At 51.8% G+C, this 21,725-nt stretch carries 19 protein-coding genes; 6 read left to right on the forward strand and 13 right to left on the reverse strand.

Annotation, left to right across the window (positions count from 1 at the left end; translation table 11 throughout):
• Positions 1-39: 39 nt before the first annotated feature.
• Positions 40-3,582, reverse strand: coding sequence for a hypothetical protein (locus LBJ36_04875; protein ID MDR1378365.1), 3,543 nt, complete (start codon positions 3,580-3,582; stop codon positions 40-42).
• 359 nt (positions 3,583-3,941) lie between these two features.
• Here LBJ36_04875 and LBJ36_04880 point away from each other — a divergent pair, with 359 nt between their 5' ends.
• Together LBJ36_04880 and LBJ36_04885 are read left to right on the forward strand one after the other, a co-directional pair.
• Positions 3,942-4,304 (forward strand): signal peptidase II, encoded by a 363-nt coding sequence (locus LBJ36_04880; protein ID MDR1378366.1) that lies wholly within the window; start codon positions 3,942-3,944, stop codon positions 4,302-4,304.
• A 149-nt stretch (positions 4,305-4,453) separates the two neighbouring features.
• Positions 4,454-5,656, forward strand: a complete 1,203-nt coding sequence (locus LBJ36_04885) for a hypothetical protein (protein MDR1378367.1) — start codon at positions 4,454-4,456, stop codon at positions 5,654-5,656.
• Positions 5,657-6,075: 419 nt separating this feature from the next.
• Here the strand turns inward: LBJ36_04885 and LBJ36_04890 are convergent, their stop codons facing one another.
• Positions 6,076-6,240, reverse strand: a complete 165-nt coding sequence (locus LBJ36_04890; protein ID MDR1378368.1) for a hypothetical protein — start codon at positions 6,238-6,240, stop codon at positions 6,076-6,078.
• Between the two features lie 236 nt (positions 6,241-6,476).
• Here LBJ36_04890 and LBJ36_04895 point away from each other — a divergent pair, with 236 nt between their 5' ends.
• Positions 6,477-8,093 carry a cobyric acid synthase gene (locus LBJ36_04895; protein ID MDR1378369.1) on the forward strand — a complete coding sequence of 539 codons (1,617 nt, stop codon included), beginning with the start codon at positions 6,477-6,479 and terminating at the stop codon, positions 8,091-8,093.
• A 188-nt stretch (positions 8,094-8,281) separates the two neighbouring features.
• Positions 8,282-9,346, forward strand: coding sequence for a homoserine dehydrogenase (locus LBJ36_04900; protein ID MDR1378370.1), 1,065 nt, complete (start codon positions 8,282-8,284; stop codon positions 9,344-9,346).
• Positions 9,347-9,367: 21 nt separating this feature from the next.
• Here the strand turns inward: LBJ36_04900 and LBJ36_04905 are convergent, their stop codons facing one another.
• On the reverse strand, positions 9,368-10,033 hold the full coding sequence (locus LBJ36_04905) for a flavodoxin family protein (protein MDR1378371.1): 666 nt from the start codon (positions 10,031-10,033) through the stop codon (positions 9,368-9,370).
• Positions 10,034-10,571: 538 nt separating this feature from the next.
• On the opposite strand from LBJ36_04905, the gene LBJ36_04910 reads away from it, so the two are divergent.
• The gene (locus tag LBJ36_04910; protein MDR1378372.1) at positions 10,572-11,225 is read left to right on the forward strand and encodes a redox-sensing transcriptional repressor Rex; all 654 of its coding nucleotides are present in this window, start codon (positions 10,572-10,574) and stop codon (positions 11,223-11,225) included.
• A gap of 5 nt (positions 11,226-11,230) precedes the next feature.
• Positions 11,231-12,178 carry a LysR family transcriptional regulator gene (locus tag LBJ36_04915; protein MDR1378373.1) on the forward strand — a complete coding sequence of 316 codons (948 nt, stop codon included), beginning with the start codon at positions 11,231-11,233 and terminating at the stop codon, positions 12,176-12,178.
• Between the two features lie 82 nt (positions 12,179-12,260).
• On the opposite strand, the gene LBJ36_04920 is transcribed toward LBJ36_04915, so the two are convergent.
• The 10 genes from LBJ36_04920 to LBJ36_04965 all read right to left on the reverse strand — a co-directional run.
• A complete protein-coding gene (locus LBJ36_04920) occupies positions 12,261-12,959 on the reverse strand; it encodes an amino acid ABC transporter permease (GenBank protein MDR1378374.1) in 699 nt (232 codons plus the stop codon).
• Positions 12,943-13,770 carry a transporter substrate-binding domain-containing protein gene (locus LBJ36_04925; GenBank protein ID MDR1378375.1) on the reverse strand — a complete coding sequence of 276 codons (828 nt, stop codon included), beginning with the start codon at positions 13,768-13,770 and terminating at the stop codon, positions 12,943-12,945. The genes LBJ36_04920 and LBJ36_04925 overlap by 17 nt, the downstream gene beginning before the upstream one ends.
• A 63-nt stretch (positions 13,771-13,833) precedes the next feature.
• Complete coding sequence (gene idi / locus LBJ36_04930) at positions 13,834-14,346, reverse strand: isopentenyl-diphosphate Delta-isomerase (GenBank protein MDR1378376.1); 513 nt, start codon at positions 14,344-14,346, stop codon at positions 13,834-13,836.
• Positions 14,343-16,262: an adenylyl-sulfate kinase gene (gene cysC / locus LBJ36_04935; protein ID MDR1378377.1), complete on the reverse strand. Its 1,920-nt coding sequence runs from the start codon at positions 16,260-16,262 to the stop codon at positions 14,343-14,345. Before cysC ends, idi begins: the two co-directional genes overlap by 4 nt.
• A 2-nt stretch (positions 16,263-16,264) precedes the next feature.
• On the reverse strand, positions 16,265-16,633 hold the full coding sequence (locus LBJ36_04940; GenBank protein ID MDR1378378.1) for a phosphoadenosine phosphosulfate reductase family protein: 369 nt from the start codon (positions 16,631-16,633) through the stop codon (positions 16,265-16,267).
• 70 nt (positions 16,634-16,703) lie between these two features.
• On the reverse strand, positions 16,704-16,901 hold the full coding sequence (locus LBJ36_04945; protein ID MDR1378379.1) for a phosphoadenosine phosphosulfate reductase family protein: 198 nt from the start codon (positions 16,899-16,901) through the stop codon (positions 16,704-16,706).
• Positions 16,902-17,114: 213 nt separating this feature from the next.
• Positions 17,115-17,843: a hypothetical protein gene (locus tag LBJ36_04950; GenBank protein MDR1378380.1), complete on the reverse strand. Its 729-nt coding sequence runs from the start codon at positions 17,841-17,843 to the stop codon at positions 17,115-17,117.
• Positions 17,840-20,134 (reverse strand): FAD-dependent oxidoreductase, encoded by a 2,295-nt coding sequence (locus LBJ36_04955; GenBank protein MDR1378381.1) that lies wholly within the window; start codon positions 20,132-20,134, stop codon positions 17,840-17,842. The genes LBJ36_04950 and LBJ36_04955 overlap by 4 nt, the downstream gene beginning before the upstream one ends.
• A 16-nt stretch (positions 20,135-20,150) precedes the next feature.
• Positions 20,151-21,356 (reverse strand): hypothetical protein, encoded by a 1,206-nt coding sequence (locus tag LBJ36_04960; GenBank protein ID MDR1378382.1) that lies wholly within the window; start codon positions 21,354-21,356, stop codon positions 20,151-20,153.
• A 91-nt stretch (positions 21,357-21,447) separates the two neighbouring features.
• The coding region (locus LBJ36_04965) for a Blp family class II bacteriocin (protein ID MDR1378383.1) at positions 21,448-21,725 on the reverse strand (278 nt) is incomplete at its 5' end.

Raw genomic sequence — 21,725 nt, forward strand, 5'->3', positions numbered from 1 at the left:
CAACAGATCTAATTGGTTCCACAGATTGTCGAGCAATTGCTACAGATCCAATTGGTTCAGCAGATTGTCGAGCAACTGCTTTTTGAACTGCTCTTGAGCGTCTAAATCATCGTCGCCTCCGCCCGGACCGGTGGGAATCCTGAGGTTGAATCGAATTTTTCTTTCGCTTTCCTTGCGCTGGGTGGTCGTGTCGTTGCGTAAAGGTAGATATTCCTCAATGGATTTATCGATGGTGAGGTTCAAAAGTTGCAACTCCTTCCAGCTCCCCTTGAGTTGGAAAGTGACGTCTTGGAAATCCCGCTCGGAGTAACCTACCAATTTGCTCACCGCCTGGCGTAGCAACTGGCCATTTCCCGCAAGGGACCCTGTCATGAACTGCAAAACTCCTTTCAGAGCTCCCAGCACCGTATTGAGAGCCTGAACGTCGAAGCGTCCTTTGCAAATCAGAGCCAAGTCCTTGCCCAACAGGCCCAGAGGACCGTTGATCGAGAAATATTTGTAAAGCGGGGCTCCAGGTTTGGCCGTGGCCTGAGTACCTGGATTCAACCATAGGTCGTTGCCGTCCCAAAAAAACGATCCCCGTATTTCCTCGAAAGAGATACGTCCGTCTTTGGTTATATTTTTGAGTATGTCAAACTCGTGGATGTACCCCTCGCTGGACCGGAAATCTCCATTGGCGAAGACCATCATCAAGGGTCCGTAATTGCCTTTCAACTGGACGTTGACGTCGGCACTGCCCACAATGGCCCCTTGCGCCATAAAGGGGTGGGCTGCCTGGCCAATATTCAGCCCGGAGATCTTTGCCGTTGCTTTCCATTGCTGATCCGGCATGTTGACATCGGCATTGATGTCGATTTTTCCGCCATAAGCGACACCCGTGCCCTCCCGCACCGACGCCCGTCCCTCCGAGACCCGAATGGGGAGGAAGATGTCCCGCAACTCCACGCCGGCCACCGAAAAGACCGGAAGCGTCAGCATGACATTGGCGACCGCCGGACCCCTGTTTCTTCGTCCGTTCATACGACCCGTAACGCGGGCCTTGACGTTTCCCGCGAACTGTCCTTTCAGGGAGGGCATTTTGGCCGACACCAACTGATCCAGGTCCAGAATACTGCTCTCAGCGGCATAGCCCCAACCTTCTTTATTGCGCTCCATGTGTCCCTTGAGTGTCAAGGCCAAATCCCCCAAGCGCCCCGACGCGTCCATGTCGAATTTGCCCCTGGCGGGAGAGATGATTGTCAGCATCAGGTGGTCCACCAATGTTTCCTGGATGGTTAGGGGAGAGGTAACCTCCAAGGCCAGCTCCGGCCGTAGGGGTGATCCCCGAAGCGACAGGAATCCATCCAGATATCCCCCGACCCCTCCGTCCAGGCCAAATTGGGCAAGCAGAGACCGGATTTCGATCCCTTTTACCTTCATACCGATTTGCAGTCTTCCACGTCGCCCGAAAGTGAGATTGCCATTTCCCTCCAGGGCGCCTTCGTTGATTTTCGCCTTTACGCTGCGTACTCTCACATTTCGGGTCGTACCCGTTACGTCGAGGTAAAGATCACGCACGTCGGTAGAGGCCACCATGATCGCGTTCGATCGGAGGGTGGCCGAAAGCGCGGCGTTGCTAACGGCGCCCGATACCTTGAGAGTGCCCTCTACTTTTCCTGTCACGTCCATATCCCAATCCTGGGCGATGCTTTCCAGATCCAGGTTCGTCAACGCGCCCGATAGGTTTAAATAAGGTTCTCCATTCTTGGACAGATCGACATCGCCGCGGAAAGACAAGGACCCGCCCGGTACCTGTAGCGTCGTCTCAGGAAGGTAAACCTTGTTGTTTTCGTATGTTCCCGACAACTTCACGTGCCTGAGGGGCACTCCCGCCACCTTGTTTTCGTTGCTTATGAGCGTAACCATGACCCGAGGTGATGTAAGTGTTCCCTGAACTTCCAACGTCACGTCACAGAGTCCTTCAACCTGACTCAACTCCGGGATGGATTGTGGATTGAAGCCTTTAAGGTTTCCCGCGAAGCGAAGCTCGGAGGTGGTCAGATCAGCGGCGCCCGAAAAATCCAAGAGGGCTTTGTCGATCCGAGCTTTCAGATCTTCCAGGACAACGGTACCTTTTTCGTAACGCATAGAGGCTGACAGAGCGTCGAAACGCCTCCCAAAAAGGGTAAAAGCCTGGGATCGCGCCTCGCCTCTCACGGCAAGATCGTTACCGAGGCTCACGATGTGAGCGTCCGCGTCCAAAGTTCCGGAGAGGTCCAAGGGAGCGAGGGCGGGAAATGCGGTCGCCACTAGGTTGGATTTCATTTCTTTGAGGGTGAACTTCAGGGTTGAGTGCCAGAGTGCGTTTGACGCGCTCCGGAGAACTTCGCCCGCCCCAAAGACTTTTCCCCCAAAGACCTCTCCGGTGCAGTCCACCGCCAAGTTCCAATTCGGAGAAAGGACAAGGTTTGCCCGCAGCCCTTTGACGACCTCCTTGCCTTCCACTTTCAATTCAGGCAAACGCATGAAGACCTTGCCCGCCACGGCTCCTCCTTGGTCGGCCGAGGTCCAGAAATCCACCATTCCCCCTTCGCCCTCCAAGCTCACCCCTGGCGATAGAAGGCGTTCCAGTTTTTTCATGGAGGCATTTCGGACGCTTCCCCGGGCGAAAAAGCGATCTGTCACCGGATTTGGTCGCAAGTCGGCGGAGACCTTCAGCTCGATATCGCCCGCTCCGCTTTCCAGCTTGGCCTGCGAGACGGAGAAATCCCCGGCTTTGTACCGCCAAGGTACGGAGGCTTCCACCGGAAAACCCGCGACTTGCCCGTCCTTTAAACGCAGTGTGCCCCAAGCGCCCAGGTTTTCACCTGCCCCCATCACATCGATTTGCCCATCGATCTCGCCGCGTCCCTCTACTTGAGAAAAAACCGCCAATAACTCGTTGAGTTTCACAGACTGGAGAGAACCCTTCACCTTGAAGGGCGCCGTCAGTTTACCCGCGAAAAAAGCTCGCCCCGTCGTCCCCACTGACACATCTATGGAAAGGGCCTCGAGAGACTCGAAGGCCAATGTTCCGCGAAGTCGTACAGGGAGACCTCCCAGGTCGGCGGAAAGCATAATGGAGCCATCTTGAGTCAGGAAGCCCTCCTCCACGCCCACGGCGGCGAAAGGGGTATCGAAAGTGATGTCGTGTAACAGAACCTGGATCGGACGGATTGAACTTGACCCCTCGCTTTTCTCTCCTCCGTAGTGAGCGGCCAAAGTTGAAAGATCCTCCACCTTCGCCTTCACTCCGTCGATTTCCAGGTCCGAAAGCCAAAGCGCTCCCTGCAGCAGGTCTTTCCAAGAGGGGCGCAGCATAATACGCCTGGCACTCAATAAGGAGGTGTCTCCCGAAATCAGTTCGACGCCATTCAATGTAAGCCCGGAATACAAAGACCCGTCCACTTTCGCTACCCTCAGGATGGGAACGATATTTTCACCGTAACGGTGTACTAAAGGCTCGACCAAAAGGGGGCCAATCGGGCCCCAAACAGCCCCAATCAGGCAAAAGAAAAAGACTCCTGAGAAGGCAATACAGGTCCACCACAACGTTTTTTGCAAGAACCTCAAAAATTCCAACCTCGATTCTCTGGCTCTCTCATATAGAGCAAAGTTTACAACAACAACATCACATACAACCGTACTTAGAAAGCATCGGCGCTTGTTTGATCTCAGAATGGCTCGATTATACAAGATTTACGAGCGAAAGCATAAAAAGATTACTGAAAGGTCGCTAGTGGATAAGTGGATAAGTGGATAAGTGGATAGTGTGGACGACCTTCAAATTCCAAAAAACCAAGAGGCGAAAACCCTTTCTCGTCTTGGACGATAAGGATTTTATTTTCCGCGTAATCGCGACGTTATAGAGACATATGATCGCGCGTCTCTACAAAGCGTGACGCTCGTGTTAAAATTTCAAAATGCTTGTTAAAAATAAGACGATCACTTTTGTTTTGGCATTGACAGCAGATATCGCCACAAAATATTGGGCCTTGTCCGTTCTTGCCGTGGCGAGTGAGAAAATGACGTTTTCTACTCTGCTTTCTTTGAGGTTGCGTTTCAATCAAGGGATTTCTTTTTCTTTGCTGGTTCGGCATCCCCGGGGCGCGTGGCTGGTGGCTGTTGTCAGTGTCGTTTTTTTGGGAATGTTGTGCGTGAAAAATGCGACGGTCCGTTCCTCCTCTGGTATGTCCTTTGGTATGTTCTTTGGTATGTCCTTGTTGTGGGCTGGGGGTTTAGGGAATTTGGCCGATCGTGTCTTTTATGGATATGTTGTGGATTAGATTTACATGGGCATATTCGTGAACTTGGCCGATTTTTGGCTATGCTTGGGTTCTGTTTTATTGTTAAAGCATTGTTGGAATAGACGCCTCGACTCTTGAGTGACATACGGTAAAATAAATGTCGAAAACTTGATTGGGGAGGGATTTAAATGAGGGTTGCCGTAGGGTGGATTCTTTTTTCATGGTTGTTGACGGCGAGCGTCGCTGATTCGGCTTCGTCTGAGACGGCGCCGTCCATGGTGAAGCCTTTGGCGACGACGAACGCACCAGTGGTTTCCATTGAATTACCGGCGTCCTTGGCGTCCTCTTGGGAGAGACTTTCCTCGACCCTAACGGACGCCTTGAACCTCCAGGACAAACAGGAGACCTTGCCGGAATCCTCCTACTTCGGCGCGGACAAAATCAGCAACACGAAAAAAATCAACGCGCTTTTGGACAAGGTCGTCGAGATTTTGGTTCAGGGCGACGCTAGCGATCTGCGTAGGCAGGCGATTGCGTTACGTGAGACAGGGCTGCCCGCTTTGCGCCGAGAAGTGGATGACCTCCGTAACAAGCGTATTTCCGCTCCAGAGACCTCCAAAGTGCCCTGGGTCAAAACGCGCTCCCAAATAGAAGCGCGCATCGCGGAGCTGGATGTGGAGATCAAAGAGAAAGAGCGGCTTGCGATGGATATCGACAGCAAGATCGCCGAAGCGTTGAGAAACATGGGCCTCGATTTGGACGACAAACAAATCGACATCCTGCTGACCTCCGTCACTGGTGACGATCTTTTTCAAAACACGGTGGTCTTCGCGAATGTCAAACACGTGGTGGAAAAGCTCGCGGAGCTTTCTCGGGAAGACCGGGACAACTTGGAGATCAGCCGGCGTTATATCGGTATGTACCTGGTGTTGAACGACGTTTTGATTGCCACTCAAGAGGGACTGATCGAGAAAATCAATATGGACTACAAACCACGATTGGCCGAGTTGAAGGCCGAGGCCGAAAAACTTCGCGCGGAAGCCTTAGGACGCGCAAAACAAGGACAGTACTCGAAGACCCAAAAAGAGGCATTTGAGGTCAACGCCAAGGCCAACGCCATGACGGCGCGAGTGGCAGAGCTTTACGCGGAGCTCCTAGAAGGACAACGCAAAAATTTCAAGGTGACCTTGATGGACCTGCAACGCAACCGCGACGTGGCGGAGAGTACCTACAAGACTGTCCGGAGTACGGGCGACCTGAGAAACCTAATCCGCGCGGGGCTCGATTTGTTTGACTCCATCCATCCTCTTTCCATGCCTCAGCTTCAATCTTTTGAAAACGAGGCCATCCGCAAGGAGTTCGAAGAAATCAACAAACGTCTGAGAAAATGAAAATACGCTATCTTTCGTTAAGAGATCTGTAATTATTATTAGAGGTCGCTGTATTATACAGCGACCTCTAATGCCGGTGGACAGCCGGCTCACAACACAGGGAGGTGTTGCGAAATTATATTAACACGCATTTTATATAAGGTATACTATAATAAATCTTAGGATATGACGTAAAAATTGCTTAAAAATATTATAATGAAGCTATAATTAAAATAAAATAAATAAGAATGATATTTGAAACAGTATTAAAACTTACTTTGTTTTACATCTATCCGTGTCGCTATGTCGGTTGTTTGTTTTTGAGTAAATATTTTATCGTTTTGAAGCGAAAGATATCCCTGACGCTGACGGCGGATCCCTTCTATATGTTTTATGCGCATGCTTTATGCGCATGCTTTATGCGCGATGTGTAAATGAAGTTAGTGGTCGCCTTGTTTTTGTCCCTGGTATTCCCTCTCTGAAGTTTTTATTTTTACGATAAAGCGATCCTCATCCAACAGCTGAAGCCGTTGGATGAGGATCGCAACACCACCGTTGGCGGTGTTTGTTTTGTATTTGGTTTCTTGCCATATGTCTACTTTCATGTTAAACTCCTTTTATGGCTTATCAACGTGAGATGCGGGGCGGAACACGACCAGGATATTAATGCGGTTGTAAATATTCTAAGAGTGGGAGCATCCACTCTTAGTGGGGGCATCCACTCTTAAAGGAAAAGACGTAAGACCGGTTTCAGTCGGCTGTTTTTGTCGATCTTATAATCCCATGACTTTAGTCGTGGGAGTATGTCAAGTAAGGAGTTTGTGCGTAAGGAGTTTGTGCGATGAAGGGTATCATGATTCAAGGAACCAGCAGCGACGCGGGTAAAAGTTTTTTGGTGACGGGGTTGTGTCGCGTTTTCTCGGACAGAGGTTACAGGGTTTGCCCTTTCAAATCTCAAAATATGTCGAATAACTCTTACGTGACAAAAGACGGTCTGGAGATGGGCAGAGCCCAGGCCGTGCAGGCCGAGGCGGCGCGCCTCGACCCCCAGGTTTTTATGAATCCCATTCTTTTAAAACCCCGCAACGATGCCACCTCCGCAATTGTCTTGATGGGGCAAGAATGTACAGACGCACGCGCTGATTACTACCGAGCCTTCACGATGAACGAAGGGCTCTCGACGGTTCGGGCGGCGCTGGCTCACATCGAGAAAAATTTTGAAGCGGTGCTGATCGAGGGAGCAGGCAGCCCGGTCGAGATTAACTTGAATGCTACGGAGATCGTCAATATGCGCGTGGCTCGCGAGGCGGACGTGCCCGTTATCTTGACGGCGGACGTGGACAGAGGCGGGGCCCTAGCCGCTTTGGTGGGAACCCTCGATCTTCTGGAGGCAGACCGCGATCGCGTCAAGGGCATCATCTTCAACAAATTCAGGGGAAACCTGTCGCTTTTCGAGCCCGCGGTCCGCTGGACGGAGGAACGTACCGGAGTCAAAGTTCTGGGCGTGATGCCTTGGACTCCGGCGCGCATTGCCAGTGAGGACTCTTTGTCGATTCGCTGGAACGCGCGCTCGCCGAAGGGTTTTCTCGATAATGAGATAGATAATGGGATAAATAACAGGATAAATAACAGGATAGATAACAGGATAGATAACAGGATAGGAAGCGAAGGTTTGGTAATTGGCGTCATTCGCCTGCCCTATATCTCGAACCACACGGATCTGGAGGCATTCGAGGCGGAACCCGATGTGGAGTTGATCGAGGTAGACACGCATACATCCCTCCGTCGAGTTGACGCGGTGATCCTTCCGGGGACCAAGAGTACGGTGCTGGACATGAAAGTACTGCGTGACTCAGGACTTGCCGGACGGCTCCTGGATTTTCACCAAAGAGGCGGGTATCTTTTCGGCCTATGCGGCGGATACCAAATGTTGGGGCAATACATCGACGACCGCTATTTGCGGGACAACGACACACTGAAGGAAATCGAGGGGTTGGGCCTGCTTCCCGTCGTTACGACTTTTGGGGAGAAGAAAACCACCCGTCGCCGCGAAGGATGGACGATTCACCCCCTGTTCACCTCGAACGCTGCCAGGGTTGAAGGGTATGAAATCCACTTTGGGGAAACGCGCTCAGTGGGGGAGGGCAGAGGAGACGGTCTTTCGGAAAAGGAGCGTTTTTATCCCCTATTCGTCTTAAACGGCTACGAAGACGGCATGGCTGACCGAGAACTCCGCGTGGCGGGAACATACCTACATAATGCCTTTCACAACGATATTTTCAGGGCTTTCTGGTTAAATGCTCTGCGAAAAAGCAAGGGTTTGCCTGAGCGTTCTGTCACTGACACCACCGCGGCGAACGAAGAGGCATACGACGTTTTGGCGGCGCGGATGCGAGAGCACATCGACATAGATTATATTTTCACGTTGTCCGGCCTCCTCGATAGAAAGGAGCAATGAGATGAAAGTTTTTAAGGACGCGGAGAAGTTTGACGGCTACCTACTACCCTCTACCCACTACCCACTACCCTCTACCCACTACCTTCCACTCTCCACAGCTCTTATGTCTATACAGCTCTTATGTCCATCATTACCGCTAAAGTCGTCGGACTTCACGGCCACGAAAGAAGCGCGGAGCTGAAAGAAGGATGAACAATTTTTCGCGTGTTCGGAATCTTCGCCTTCGCGTGGGCATCGTGGGCTACGGTAACCTGGGCCGGGCCGCGGTACACCTTTTGGACATGAAGCGTGAAAGCTGGAAGACTGAGGGCTTGGAATTGGACCTGACCTGTGTGCTTGGCAGGAGAGGCGGTCTCTTAGTTCCCGGTGGGTTGAGCTGCGGAGCGTTGGCGGAACACGGAGAGACCGGCGCGCCTCTTGATTGTTTTCCTGGTTTCGATAAAGGGGTAAACGTCGAGGAAATCCTGAGAGGGCATCAGATCGACCTTCTCGTGGAGTTCACTCCCACGAATAAAGAGACGGGAGAGCCGGGTTTGACCCACATTCGTCAGGCGCTAAAGAACGGTATTCACGTGACAACGGGCAACAAGGGGCCTGTGCTAGTGGCTTGGAAAGAGCTTTCGCAGTTGGCGTGGGAACAAGGCGTTCTTCTGGGTATCGGTTGTACCACGGGAGGAGCATTGCCTTCTCTCATCGCTGGGCGGGAGGCGATGGCGGGCTCTGAAATTTCCTTGGTGGAAGGCGTTTTGAACGGGACGACCAATTTCATTTTGAGCCGCATGGAGAGAGATGGAATCGACTACGAGGTGGCGTTGAAAGAGGCGCAAAGAAATGGAATCGCGGAGGCGGATCCGCGTATGGACGTGGAGGGATGGGACACCGCCGTGAAGCTGACGATTTTGACGAAGGTGGTGATGAAGGGAGATCTGGAGCTGAAAGACGTCTCCGTGACAGGCATAACGGGTCTTACGCGCCAGGAGATCCAACACGCCCAAGAGACGGGGCACAGGATCAAGCTAATCGGCAGGGCGTGGCGCAACGGAAAAAAGGTGCGCGCCTCGGTGGCTCCGGAGCAAGTGGAGGCCGCGCATCCCTTTTACGCCGTGGCGGAGAAGGATAAGTGCGTGCGTTACGTCTCGGACACGCTGGGAGACCTTTTCATATCGGGCGGGGCCTCCGGTCCATTGTCTGCGGCCGCCTCCGCCATGCGCGATGTTCTTTGCGCCTGGAGAACGGGGCTTTTGGCGCGGTAGGTCGAAGCGGGGTGATAGTTTTCATTTTCGTTTATGCCGTTCATGCCATTCCGCGAATCGTGCTCCTAACTCGAAGGCTTTCCGGCAGTCTTCGGGGAAGATCGTTTTGCGCCGAAGCCTCTTCTTGTTTTCATCGAACATTGGCGTTTCATATTGCGAGTAGTCGTTGAACTGGAGCGTGTCCGTCGCCAAAAGTGATTCGCAATGGCCAAATACACGTGCCATAAGGCTCTCCATAGCTTTGAAAGTGGTCGTGTATCCCGCAGGATCGAGCGCTTCTTGCGGCACGTTCATCGTGAGGATCCATCCCGTCGAAAGTTTTCCTTTGAAGAGCGAGCTGTGCTCCGTGTTGTACTCCAAGTACTGGAAGACCAAGCGTTCGAGAAAAGAACGCATTTCCCCCGTCACCGCGCCTATGTAAATCGGCGAACCCAAAATGAGCGCATCAGCGACCTCGATTTTGTCGAAAAGAGGTCTCAGATCGTCGTTCACGACACACCTGCCACGGCTTGCCCCACCTTTCGTTTTACAGGCAAAACAACTGACGCAGCCTTTGTAGTTCAGATCGTACAGATGCGCGATCTCGGTATTCGCCCCTTTGGACTTTGCCCCGTCAATAGCGTGTTGTAACAAGGTCGCGGTGTTCCACTGCTTCCTTGGACTTCCGTTGATAGCAATTACTTTCATACACAGCACCCCCAAAAATTTTAAGACTATTGTTTGTTCCATGTTCTGTAAAGCCCCGTCCTTTAGGGTGGAAATATAAGTGGAAATATAATATAAGAAACATCCGCTAAAGACGGATACGGGTTAGTTCTGTCTTATGTTACAATATTTACGCAGATATGGGGTAAAATGTTGCGGCATTGAACGTAGCAGTATCCACTCTTAGAGAAGAAGACGTAAGACTGGCTCCGGCCAGCAATCTTTGTCGATCCCAGAATCTTCTCGCTTTAGCGAGGGGAATATGTCAAGATAGCATGTGGAAACGCTACGCCGAAGAAATTTCGCTCATCTCCAGGGCGTCGGACAGGTTTTTCCGAGGCGTTTTTTGTTTGTTTCTTCTGCTGCTCATGTCACTACCACAAATCCAACTTGCGATTTTGGGATGTCTTGAGGAGCTTGACATTTGGGATATTATCGATATTATGTTATTGATAATGGAATACCGAAGATATCAATGTCTTCGCGGGCATCGAAAATCCTAGTGATCCGAGGTGTGAATATGCAAGGCGTGTCGAAAGGATCTCCGAGCATATCGCGACAGGCGATAGGAAGATTTCCATACTATTTAAAAGTTTTGAACGGATTGAATCAAGAGTGTATCGAGTGTGTTTCCGCCTCGACAATTGCGGCTTCCCTTCAGTTCTATGAGGTTCAGGTGAGAAAAGACCTGGCCGCCGTCAGCCGTTCCGCAGGAAAACCGGGAGTCGGGTTTCCGATTAAAGATCTAATCACCGACATCAAACATGCTCTTCGATATGACAACTTCGATGAGGCCGTACTCGTCGGGGTTGGACATCTAGGTAAAGCTTTGCTTTCTTACCAAGGCTTCGGTGATTATGGTTTTGACATTGTCGCGGCTTTCGATACGAATCCTGCTCTCCAAAACACGGAGTTCAATGGAAAGACCATTTTTCCACTCGAAAAATTGAATAATCTTTGCAAGCGGCTCGGCGTAAAAATCGGTATTATCGCGACCCCCGCTAACGCGGCGGGAGAAGTGTGCAACCTTCTTGTCGCCAGCGGTCTTCTTGCCATATGGAACTTCGCCCCGGTTTACTTAAATGTTCCCCCGCACGTTCTCGTTCAAAATGAAAATATGGCGGCTTCCTTGGCTCTCCTGTTCAAACACCTGTCCGAAAGAGACAAGGAGTGAGGCACTTGAACACGCAGTACCTGAGGTACGCCGTCGAAATCGAGCGCATGGGTTCTATCTCCAGAGCTGCGGAAAAACTTTACATGAATCAACCCCATCTGAGTAAAACGATACGCGAGTTCGAAGAAGCGTTGGGCATCGCCATATTCAAACGGACGTCTAAGGGAATGGTGCCAACTAAAAAGGGCTTAGAATTTCTGGCTTACGCGAAAAGTATCCTCGCTCAGGTAGATATGATGGAGAATCTGATGCGCAGGGAAAGCCCGCGAAAAACGGTTTTCAATATCGCCGTGCCGAGAGCGAGTTATATCGCTTACGCTTTTACAGAATTTATAAAAGACCTTCCCGTTAATAGAACATTGACGATTGACTACAGAGAGACCAACTCCATTCGCGCTGCCCGTGACGTCGCGGATGGTGAAAATGACCTCGGCATCGTTCGCTTTCCCGTGAAGTACGAGAACTATTTCATTGATTTTCTGCGGGAAAAGGACCTGAACTTCGAGCCGATTTCCCATTTTGAATATCTGCTGTTGTTTTCGAGTGCTCATCCACTTGCTGAAGAGAGACATCTCGACCCTCTGAAGTTGGAAGAATATATTGAGATTGTGCATGGGGATGCCAACGTTCCTTCTCTCGTGAAAAGCAAAAAATTCTCCGATGGAGAAAGGGAAAAAAAAGAAATCGCCGTTTATGAACGAGGCAGTCAACTGGAGCTCTTGAGGCGTGTTCCCTTGACCTATATGTGGGTCTCCCCCATGCCGGAAGAGGTTTTATCGGCCTTCAGTCTGATTCAGCGCAGGTGTGACATACCGAAAAACTACCAGAGGGACCTCCTCATTTACAGAAATGGTCATCGTTTTACTAATGAAGAGATGAAATTCATTTCGCATCTGAAGGAGATTGTAAAAGAAATTTTGTTTTTTCAAATAGAACACATGAAGGCTTCCTGATTTATGACGTTTTAAATGATTTTATTTAGGTTATCGAATTCGAGAGTGACTACACGCAGAAAGGGCACCGATGAGGTTTTTTTCAAAATTTGTTGAGGCGCAGCTCGATCTTTGTGAGGACTTGCTCGATGAGAATGCAACAGCACCAGTAAATTATGGATACCACAATGTATGTTTCAAAAAATCGAAAGGAACGCGAACTGGTGATCTTGGCTTGAGCCATGATATCGACCACAGAGATACTGAAGACCAGGCTTGTTTCTTTCAGCATGGAAATGAAGTTGTTGCCCAACGGTGGAAGGGCGACGACAAAGGTCTGTGGCAGGATGACGCGCCGCAGCGCGGTCCATGTACTCATGTTCACGCTGTGGCACGCCTCCATCTGCCCCTTATCTACCGACAGTAGCGCACTGCGTATGATCTCGGACATGTACGCCCCGCTGTTGAGAGACAACGCGATCACGGCGAACACTAGCCTAGGCACCGCGTTCACCGAAATATTCGTCCCGAACCGGGAGTTTATCGCGTTGAGAAAAATCGGCAGGCCGTAGTATACGAGTAGCAGCTGGACGAGTGCCGGAGTGCCTCGGATGAAAGAAATATACACCTTGCAGAGCTTCGATGCGATTTTTATGTCGAAATAACGGATCAATGCCACTCCGGAGCCGATAACGACACCGATGGCAAACGAGGTGATCGATAAAAAAAGAGTGATAGGCAGGAATTTAATAATTTCCGGCACGGTAGAGAGCATAAACTGAACGTCAAAAGTTTTCCCCATGAATCCTGACTTTATCCGTTTTCTCACTGGAGTAATCCGCGCCGAGATATTTTTTGGAGAGTTCGGCAAGCGTCCCATTTTTGAGCAGAGTTTCAAGCGCGGGGTCGACCAATTTTTTAAGTCGCTCGCCATTAGTATTTTTCGCGAAAAGAACGAACGTGGGCTCTCTTTCTTTCTCCTTCCACGGAACCGAATCAATGGGGATATTTTGTTCTTTGGCAAGCAGATTGATAGCGACAGCGCTGCCCAATAGCGCGTCTGCGCGCCCGGTCACGAGTTCCAGCAGCATTTTGGAAAAGTCGCCGTCGGAATAGGAGATCGTAATGAGATTCCCGTTTTCAGCGTTATACTTTTCAAGCCAGGCCGTGTAAGTACTCCCCAAGCTCGCAGTGACAGTTTTTCCGTGTAAGTCTTGGGTACTTCTGATATCGGTGCGTCCGCTTTTGAAAGCGATGACATTGGTGGAATACATGTAAGGAAGCTCGGAGAAAAGGTATTTTACCTCGCGCTCAGCGTTTTTGTTCAGGTTGGTGGCAATGATGTCATATCTGCCCGACTCAAGCGCGACAAAAATCGCGGTCCACTCTGTGGGTTCAAAGACGAATTTGACGTCAGGAAGCAGTTCGTCCGCGGCTTTCATCACGGCAACGTTGAATCCATCCGCGTTGCCGTCCTTATCCACATAATTGAAAGGCGCGTAAGCTCCCTCGGTTCCCACGGTCACCTTTTCGACAGCGCATACCTCCCAGGGCGTCATCAGCAAGCACGTTATCCCCAGCAAGAACAGCACATATTTATCCGAATTTTTCATATCATTGATCCTCTTTTCATTGATCCTCTTTATTATATATTGATTATATATTGATTATATCAGTTATCTTTTGATCGCAAGAACACGGGGAGCAGCTATCAAAAACCAGACCGCGAACTCCTCCGGCGTTTTTCGCAGACGAGATGACAATTCGCCGAACTCGATCCACTTGGTCTCCATAATCTCATCCTCGTTCGCGCTCAATGCGCCGGAGTAGTCGGCAGCGAACACGTGATCGTACTCATGTTCATACAGGCAATCGTTGAACTTGTGCTCGTACACGAAGGAAAACAGCTCGACGGGCTTTATACCACGAACGCCGATCTCCTGCTCCAATCGACGAACCACGGCGAGTTCTGTCGACTCGTCCTCTCTTGGGTGAGAACAACAGGCGTTGGCCCACAGGCCGCCAGAGTGGTATTTGCCCATCGCCCTTTGCTGTACCAGCATATATCCGTTATGATGAATAAACACCGAAAAAGCGCGATGTAGCTTCGGAGTCCTGTGAGCCTCCATTTTCTCCGCCGAGCCGATGGGCCGGTCAAACTCATCGACCAAAATAATTCTCTCCGTCATGCCCCTTCACCCTCTAGAAAATGCACAATTCTCTCCGCCTCTTCTTCCGCGTTGCCGCTCCCGTTCACGACGAGTTCGGGATGTTCCGGGCGTTCGTATGGCGCGTTGATGCCGGTAAAATTGGGAATCTCCCCGATTCTCGCTTTTTTGTAAAGACCTTTCGGGTCGCGCTGTTCGCAGGCTTCCAGCGACGTATCGACGAACACCTCGATAAATTCTCCGGGAGCGAACAGGGAGCGCGCGTATTCCCTGTCTTTTTGGAAAGGTGAGATAAACGCCACCAACACGATAAGGCCAGCGTCAATCATCAATTTCGCCACTTCGGCCACGCGGCGGATGTTCTCCACCCTGTCTTCCTCGGTGAAGCCCAGGTCTTTGTTGAGCCCGTGCCTCACATTGTCGCCGTCCAGCACACAAGAACGCAATCCCATCGAAAAGAGCTTTTTGTCAACCAGATTCGCCACCGTCGATTTGCCGGAACCTGAAAGCCCCGTGAACCAAAGCACGCGAGGGGTTTGCCCCATCAGACGTGCTCTAGCCTCTTTCGTGATCTCGAACAAGTGCCATGTCACGTTTGCGGCCCTCCGCAAGGAATATCGAATCATTCCCGCGCCAACCGTGTCATTCGTGACGCGATCAATAAGGATGAAACCACCTAATTCCCTGTTTTCCGTGTAAGGTTCGTACACAATCGGTGTTCCGGTTTTGATGTTGCCTATTCCGATTTCGTTCATAGCGAGGGTTTTGGCCGGTTCTATCGACAATGTTTCGACGCTTGTCTTGCCGCGTATTTCCGTCACGGTGGCCAACACCGTCCGGTTCGATATCTTCAAAAGGTATTCGCGTCCGGGGAACAACCTGTTTTCGCTCATCCAGACTACGACCGCGCGGAAATGGTCCGTAACATCTGAAACAACCCGCGCGTCCGATAAAAAGTTGCCGCGGCTTATGTCCGTTTCTTTCGTAAGAGATATCTCCGCAGCTTCACCCTTTTTAGCCGCGTTTCGTTCTTTGCCGCTCACGATAAGCGACTTAACCGTATTTTTTTGACCCGACGGCAGAACGACAACATCGTCGCCCGTGCGTATCGTGCCCTCCGCGATTATGCCGCAGTAACCCCTAAAGCTCGCGCCGGGCCGGTTGACCCACTGAACCGCCATCCTAAATGGTTTTACCTTTTCTTTTAGCTTTTCTTTTAGCTTTTCTTTTTCGCCGCCCGGTTCGAGGGTTTCCAAATACTCCGCCAGCGTCGGACCACTGTACCACGGCGTATCGTCCTTACGCGCGAAAACGTTGTTCCCTTTTAGGGCAGAAAGCGGAATACAGGTCACGAAGAGTTCTCCCGTGTCGTGTTCCAGTTTTTTAATTTTTACCATTAAGCTCTCGTAGTCCTTCGATATTTCGTCGAAAATATCCCTCGACCATCCGACCAAATCCATCTTGTTCACCGCGAGCGCGATGTGGCGAATACCTAACAATACCGCGATGTACGTGTGCCTCACGGTCTGCGGCAAGATGCCGTTGCGCGCGTCAAGTAGAACAACGGCGGCCTCGCTGTTTGAAGCGCCGGTCACCATGTTTCTCGTGTACTGTTCGTGTCCCGGCACGTCTGCCACGATGAACTTCCTGTTTTTCGTTTCGAAATACCTATACGCCACGTCTATGTCTATGGTTATCCCCTGCTCACGTTCCGCCAAAAAGCCCTCCATAAGAAGCGAGAAATCCAGTTCGCCGTCCATGTTTTTCTTCCAGCTTTCGCGGTGGAGGGAAGAGAGTTGATCATCAAAGAGACAGCCCGAATCATAAAGCAGCCTTCCTATCAGCGTGCTCTTTCCATCATCGACGCTACCGCAGGTTAAAAATTTCAGTTGCGTTTTATTTTCATGTGTTTTCTTTTTAGATTCGGAAAATGGCATTTTTAAAAATACCCCTCCTGTTTTTTCTTCTCCATGGAACCGTCCTGGTCGTTGTCGATTAACCGGCCATGACGCTCCGAAAAACGCAATTGCCGTAACTCGTTGAAGACGTCCCGCGCGATAGCGGCGTTCGATTCGACAGCTCCTGTGAGCGGGTAGCAGCCCAGAGTCCTGAAATACACCATCCGAAACTCCGGCCGTTCGTCCGGAACAAGTTTCATCCTGTCGTCGTCGATCATAATCCACGTGCCCTTGCGTTTCACTACCGGGCGCACGCTGGCGAAATAGAGCGGAACTATCGGAATATCTTCATCGACGATGTACTCCCACACATCATACTCCGTCCAGTTGGAGAGCGGGAACACACGCATGGTCTCCCCTGGCCCGAGGCGAGTAAGGGATTTATGCCTTCTTTGACGGCCTTTTCGTTCGTATAAGTGATCAGGCGCAACCCCAGTGTCTTTTCACTGTGGCGTCCCTGAAAGCGATCATCTCTTTGAATTTCCACTCTTTGAATTTCCACGTCGTGTCTATATGCATAAGAGGCAACGGCGGCTTCGGTGGGTAAAAAGTCTTTATGGTGAGGCGAAGCATGACCGACGAACCCTTATCTATGGATTGACTTACCGTTCTGCCCAACTTATGCAAACCTGAATAAATCCGATCAAATATGATCAGGAGCAAGTTTACTGTTGGCTTCCTGCTTCATCGAGGCCAGTTTCACCATCATCTCGCGACGACATAAAAACCGCAACATGAAGAAAACCCCTTATTAATTTATAATGATGATAAGCAATGAATGCCCGGAGGAACGTCATCCCCAATGTTTGGGTCTGCCCATGTTTTTGCTCGTTAATGAAAAGCTAAATCTCGCAGATCCGAGTACAATTTTTGGATATCGTCGGGCAGAACGTCCTCGCCAGAGTCAGGAAAGCGCGCCGACGCGGGTTCGTTCCAAAAAGAGGCAATATTGCGCCGCAGTGTTTCCAGATCGATAGGTCGTCCGAGCCAGTTCAGTAGCTTGGCGAACGAATCAAGGGGTTCAAGGCAGAAGCGGTTGAAGTCGAAAATAAACGCGTCCATCCCCTCGGAGTTTTCGATAAAGCGTCGACTGTATTTGCCCCAGATACATAGGCCCTCGTCAAAATCCGTTCCGTAGCGCTTGCTCATTGAAGCCGCGACCTCGGCGGGATGCCGTAAACAGAAAACCACCCGGCGAAGTTCCAGCCACACGTCCCGCCACGCCGCCAAAGTTAGGCAGAAGAGCGGGTCTTTGCAAAGTTCTCCGTCGAACTCTTTCAAAAAGATCTGAAAATATTTTTGCCTTTTGGTGGCGAGCGCCATGATCTCGTCGCGCGGAGGTGGTGTAAAGATTCCCCAAAAAGGGCTGATCTCGATTAGAAGCCGTTCGTTGACCGCGAAAAGCAAGTCGTGTTCAAAATGCCCCCTGGGGTTCATGGGCGTCGAGTTGCGCAGAACGCGGATATTGCGCCCCAGATCGAAACCGCAGAGCTCCAACAGGCCCGTGACGCAGCTTGTGCCGCTTCTCATCGGACCGGTAACGATGGTTGTTTCCCTCATGATTTTGCCTTTCCGTCCATAAGCGCAAGTGTCGCCCACGCGGAGCTCACGCCGCCCAGGTCCCGTGTGAAAAACAAAGTTCGCTCCCCGTCCTCCTCGAACCAGTAAGCGAGAATGGGCTCGCCTGCCCAGCCACCCGGCCCCTTGATTCTTCGCAGCCAGTCCCGACCCGGGTCAAGAGAGGAGGAGGAAGGCGACGCGACGGTCAGCGCCAGCAACGCGGCGGAAGTTTCGATGACGGAACCGCCCCACGCTCCCTCGTTTCCCTGGCCGCTTTGCAAGCGATAGACGGCCCGCGCCTCGACCTCCTTCAGAAGCTGGGAATCGTAGGGGGAACCTTCGAGGGAGGTAAAGAAACGCAGCGCGTACCAAATGGGGATTGTTTGTGAGGGAAACCACTTTCCGGGCCATCCACCGCTCACTTGCTGGTTTCGCAGCAGATAATCGCGGCAGAGAGTAATTTCCTCCGCATAACGTTCAGGATCTATCCGCGTCAGCAACCATGCACAGAAGGCCGTTGCTGGGCAGTCCACGCCCCGCCAATAAGGCGCGCGCCCAGGCGCGTCGGCGGGAAGCGTGCCGAATCCCCCTTGTTCACGGTCAAAAAACACGTCGACGAGCCTACGGCAACTTTCCCGCAAACACGTTCTATGCCTGCCGGTCGACAGCAAACCCTCCATAACGAGGGCACTATCCAAAGATGTAACGCCATAATCCCTCTGATAGCCCCATAAACCGTCGACGGCCTCTTCCAGCAGATAACGCTCGGTTTCCCACGATTCTCCTTCGAGGAAAGACGTCTCGCCCTTTCCGGCCTTTTCTGCTTGAAGCAGAAGGCCATAATAAGCCACTGTACCATCGCGGAAAGTTTCGGTGAGTTGAGGGCCATTGCCGCCCATGCGGAGAACCGTGGTCTCGGCTAGAGGCATACGGCCAAAATCCACCGAAATCGGGCCGAAATCGTCTTTCAGGCAAAAAGCCGCCGCCCTGCGACCCGACGCTATCGCGGGCCACATGCCGTAAGGCAGCGCCGCGCCGTCCCACTCTGTATAATCCCCGGCCAAGACGACTCCTGGCATGGGACAAAGCCATGTCGCGGAAAAACCGCGATAAGTCGACTCCTCGATAATGGGGCCGACTTCCGCCCAGCGCCGCGATTCCAGCAGAGAACAGTTCTTGACGGTAAATTCACCGACACTTGTCGCTTGCAGTTCCTCAATCATCATCCGCGTCAAATCCGCGTCGCTCATGCCTTCAGATGCCGCCATGCTTTCGCCCACAATGTAGCCTGTGACGACGACTTCGTTTTCGTTAGAAACGCCAGAAACGCCTGGAAGCTGATGGAAAATAAAGGTGTTGAAATGGCCCTGAGTGGAAACCAGATAGGACAATGCGCGCCGATTTTCGACACGACAGTGGAGAACGACGGCGATTCCTCCACCGTAGCGGACGCGGCCGAGAAAATCGGAGGAGACGTTTTTGAATTCACTACATAATTTTTTAGCCTCAGTCGCTGGGACTGCTAGGATAATCTTTTGCGCGACGGCTTCTTCTTTCGCGCCGTTTCCGTTACGCCACAGAACTTTAACGGACTTGGAGCTTTGCCCTCCCACCGAAAGACCTCGCTCAAGAGCCTCGGATTCTTGAGAATCTTTTTTGGGGACTAACTCGTACACGCGGCAAGCCGTTCGGATTTCTGCCCCGCCGCTCGCGGCTGTTAGGTTTGCGGCCATAGCCTGAATCATCGCTCCGTTTCCTCGCTGGAAATAATCTGCCCTGTGACGGAGGAGACAATCCCTGCGGCGGGTCGGAACAGCCTCGGTGGGTGTTCCGGGGTGGATGACGCGAAAGAAAGCCTTCATCGCCGCCCCCAGGTCTTCACCGATCATCGCCTCCTGTGGATTCGGCGAGGCGAGGAAAGACGATAGGCAGATCTGTTGCCGCGGCGCCGAGTTCAGCGAGCGAACGCAATCGACCACCGAGTCGCCGGTATGGAGCCGTCCCCGGTGAAACAAACCCACGGGATTATCGTTCTCGTAGTGAGAACCCGCGTCCACGGGAAAGTCAAACCATTTGGGATTGAAAGCGAAAATCGACCCCGTTTCGTAAACGATTCTATCCCGTTTCCCCGTGCGCACTTTACCGCCCAAACGGCCATCCGCTTCCAAGAGCAAAACTTTTTTTCTGGGTTTTCCCGTTTTCACGTTCAAAGAAACTTCGCAGGCGGCGGACAAACCCGCCAATCCGCCTCCCACGATGATCACGTCGTACTGCTCGTATTGTCGCGTCATGTCTCCGTCACCTCCGTCATTGAATATTCCACGCTTGCCTCGCTTGCTTATCGGCGTCGGGTGACACACCCAGAATCGCGTTCCGCGGATTGAACAAGCTCAAAGCTAGACCAGGGCGGCTAACGGCGAGGTAAGCCTTTGCTTGCGTCAAAGTCCCCCGCGACAACGTGAGCTTCAGGTGGTGAATTTTCCTATAGGTATTGAGATAAACGACGCCGCCGGTGATGCGCTTGCGCAGAGGTGACGCAGTGATCCCGACGTAATCCTTCACGCCCTGCGCCTTTTCAGGCAAGCAGAGTCCCGCGCGCGTCAGTGCCTCAAGCAGCGGATGCCATTGCTTAGGGTCATCATCGAGCCATTCCTCGTAACACTCTACGCCAAAGACGTCGTCAACGCCTTCTTCCATCAGGTTGAAGCCGAAATTCAGATCACGGCAGAGCGGGAAAACGACTTCGAAGATCTTCCTCAACGATTCGATTTCGGCGGCGCCGGCCTCGGCCGTTCTAGTAGCGGACCGTAGTCTTGCGAGCCAAGTCAGAATTTTCCCTATGTCCATTCCTGCCTTCGACACGACTTTATCCACGCACAGCCTCATTCCAACGTCGTCCGCCCGGTCCAGCATGAAACCAATCTGAAAAATCCTCGCTCCCTCAGGCAGGTCGTCGAAAAATTTTCGTAGCGCGCGCGCCTGGGAAGCGGGACGCTCGAACAGGGACATGAGCTCCCCGATCAGATCAAAGGTTCTCTCGTTGGACGTTTTCGGTTCGGGGCCGAAGAAAATATTGGGTTGCCGCAAAACCCTTTCCGCGTCCGCTCCAGCCAAATCCATTTCCAGCCAAAGGTTGTGGATATCGCGGTTCCATGGGTGGTCGAGATTGAGCCAATTCCGGGCGAGAACTCGAAGATTTTTCCAGACAGGATAGACCTCGCACAGTTCGTCGATGGCAGAAGAGATTTCACCAGCAAGAAGAGCAGGACCGCAAGCCTCCTTCTTGATTTCAAACAAGATGTCGGAAAGGGGCTCCGGTTCGCCGAGACGGCACTCGAAACCCCAGAAGCTGGACAACTGTATCGGAAGGCGCGCGGCGACGCAGCGCATTTGCGCCCGGCATTCCTCTCCGAACAGACTTTCCGGCAGGGACGGCTCAATGTCATCCAAGACGTCGGTCAACGAAGGGACCGACGTCATAGCGGGCGCAACACGATTCGCGGGGCAATTCATTCATAAAGCCCTCATTTTAATATACGTGATGGACTTCTGAGCCCCTCACCATCTTGGACTAGAGAAAATCCCACTTTCTTTGTTTCCGTTTTTACCAACGAGAGAGAGCCTTACCAATGGATATAATCACTGCTCCCCCGACGGCGGCACCAACGACAAGGGCAGCGGTCGATGTAACGATGCCACCCGCCACTTTTTCTAGTTCTTCTTCACTTAATTCGTCTTTCTTGTCCACTCCTACTTCCTTTGTCAGAGCTTCCGCGTCTTCTTTGGAGAACTCCAGGCCCAACGTTTTCGCATAGGTAATCTGACCGTCTAGATCTCCTATGCCGATTTCTTTCGCCTTTTTGCGGACTTCCTCATTCTCTA

Source organism: Synergistaceae bacterium, from assembly GCA_031267575.1.
In the GTDB taxonomy this organism is placed as follows: domain Bacteria; phylum Synergistota; class Synergistia; order Synergistales; family Aminobacteriaceae; genus JAIRYN01.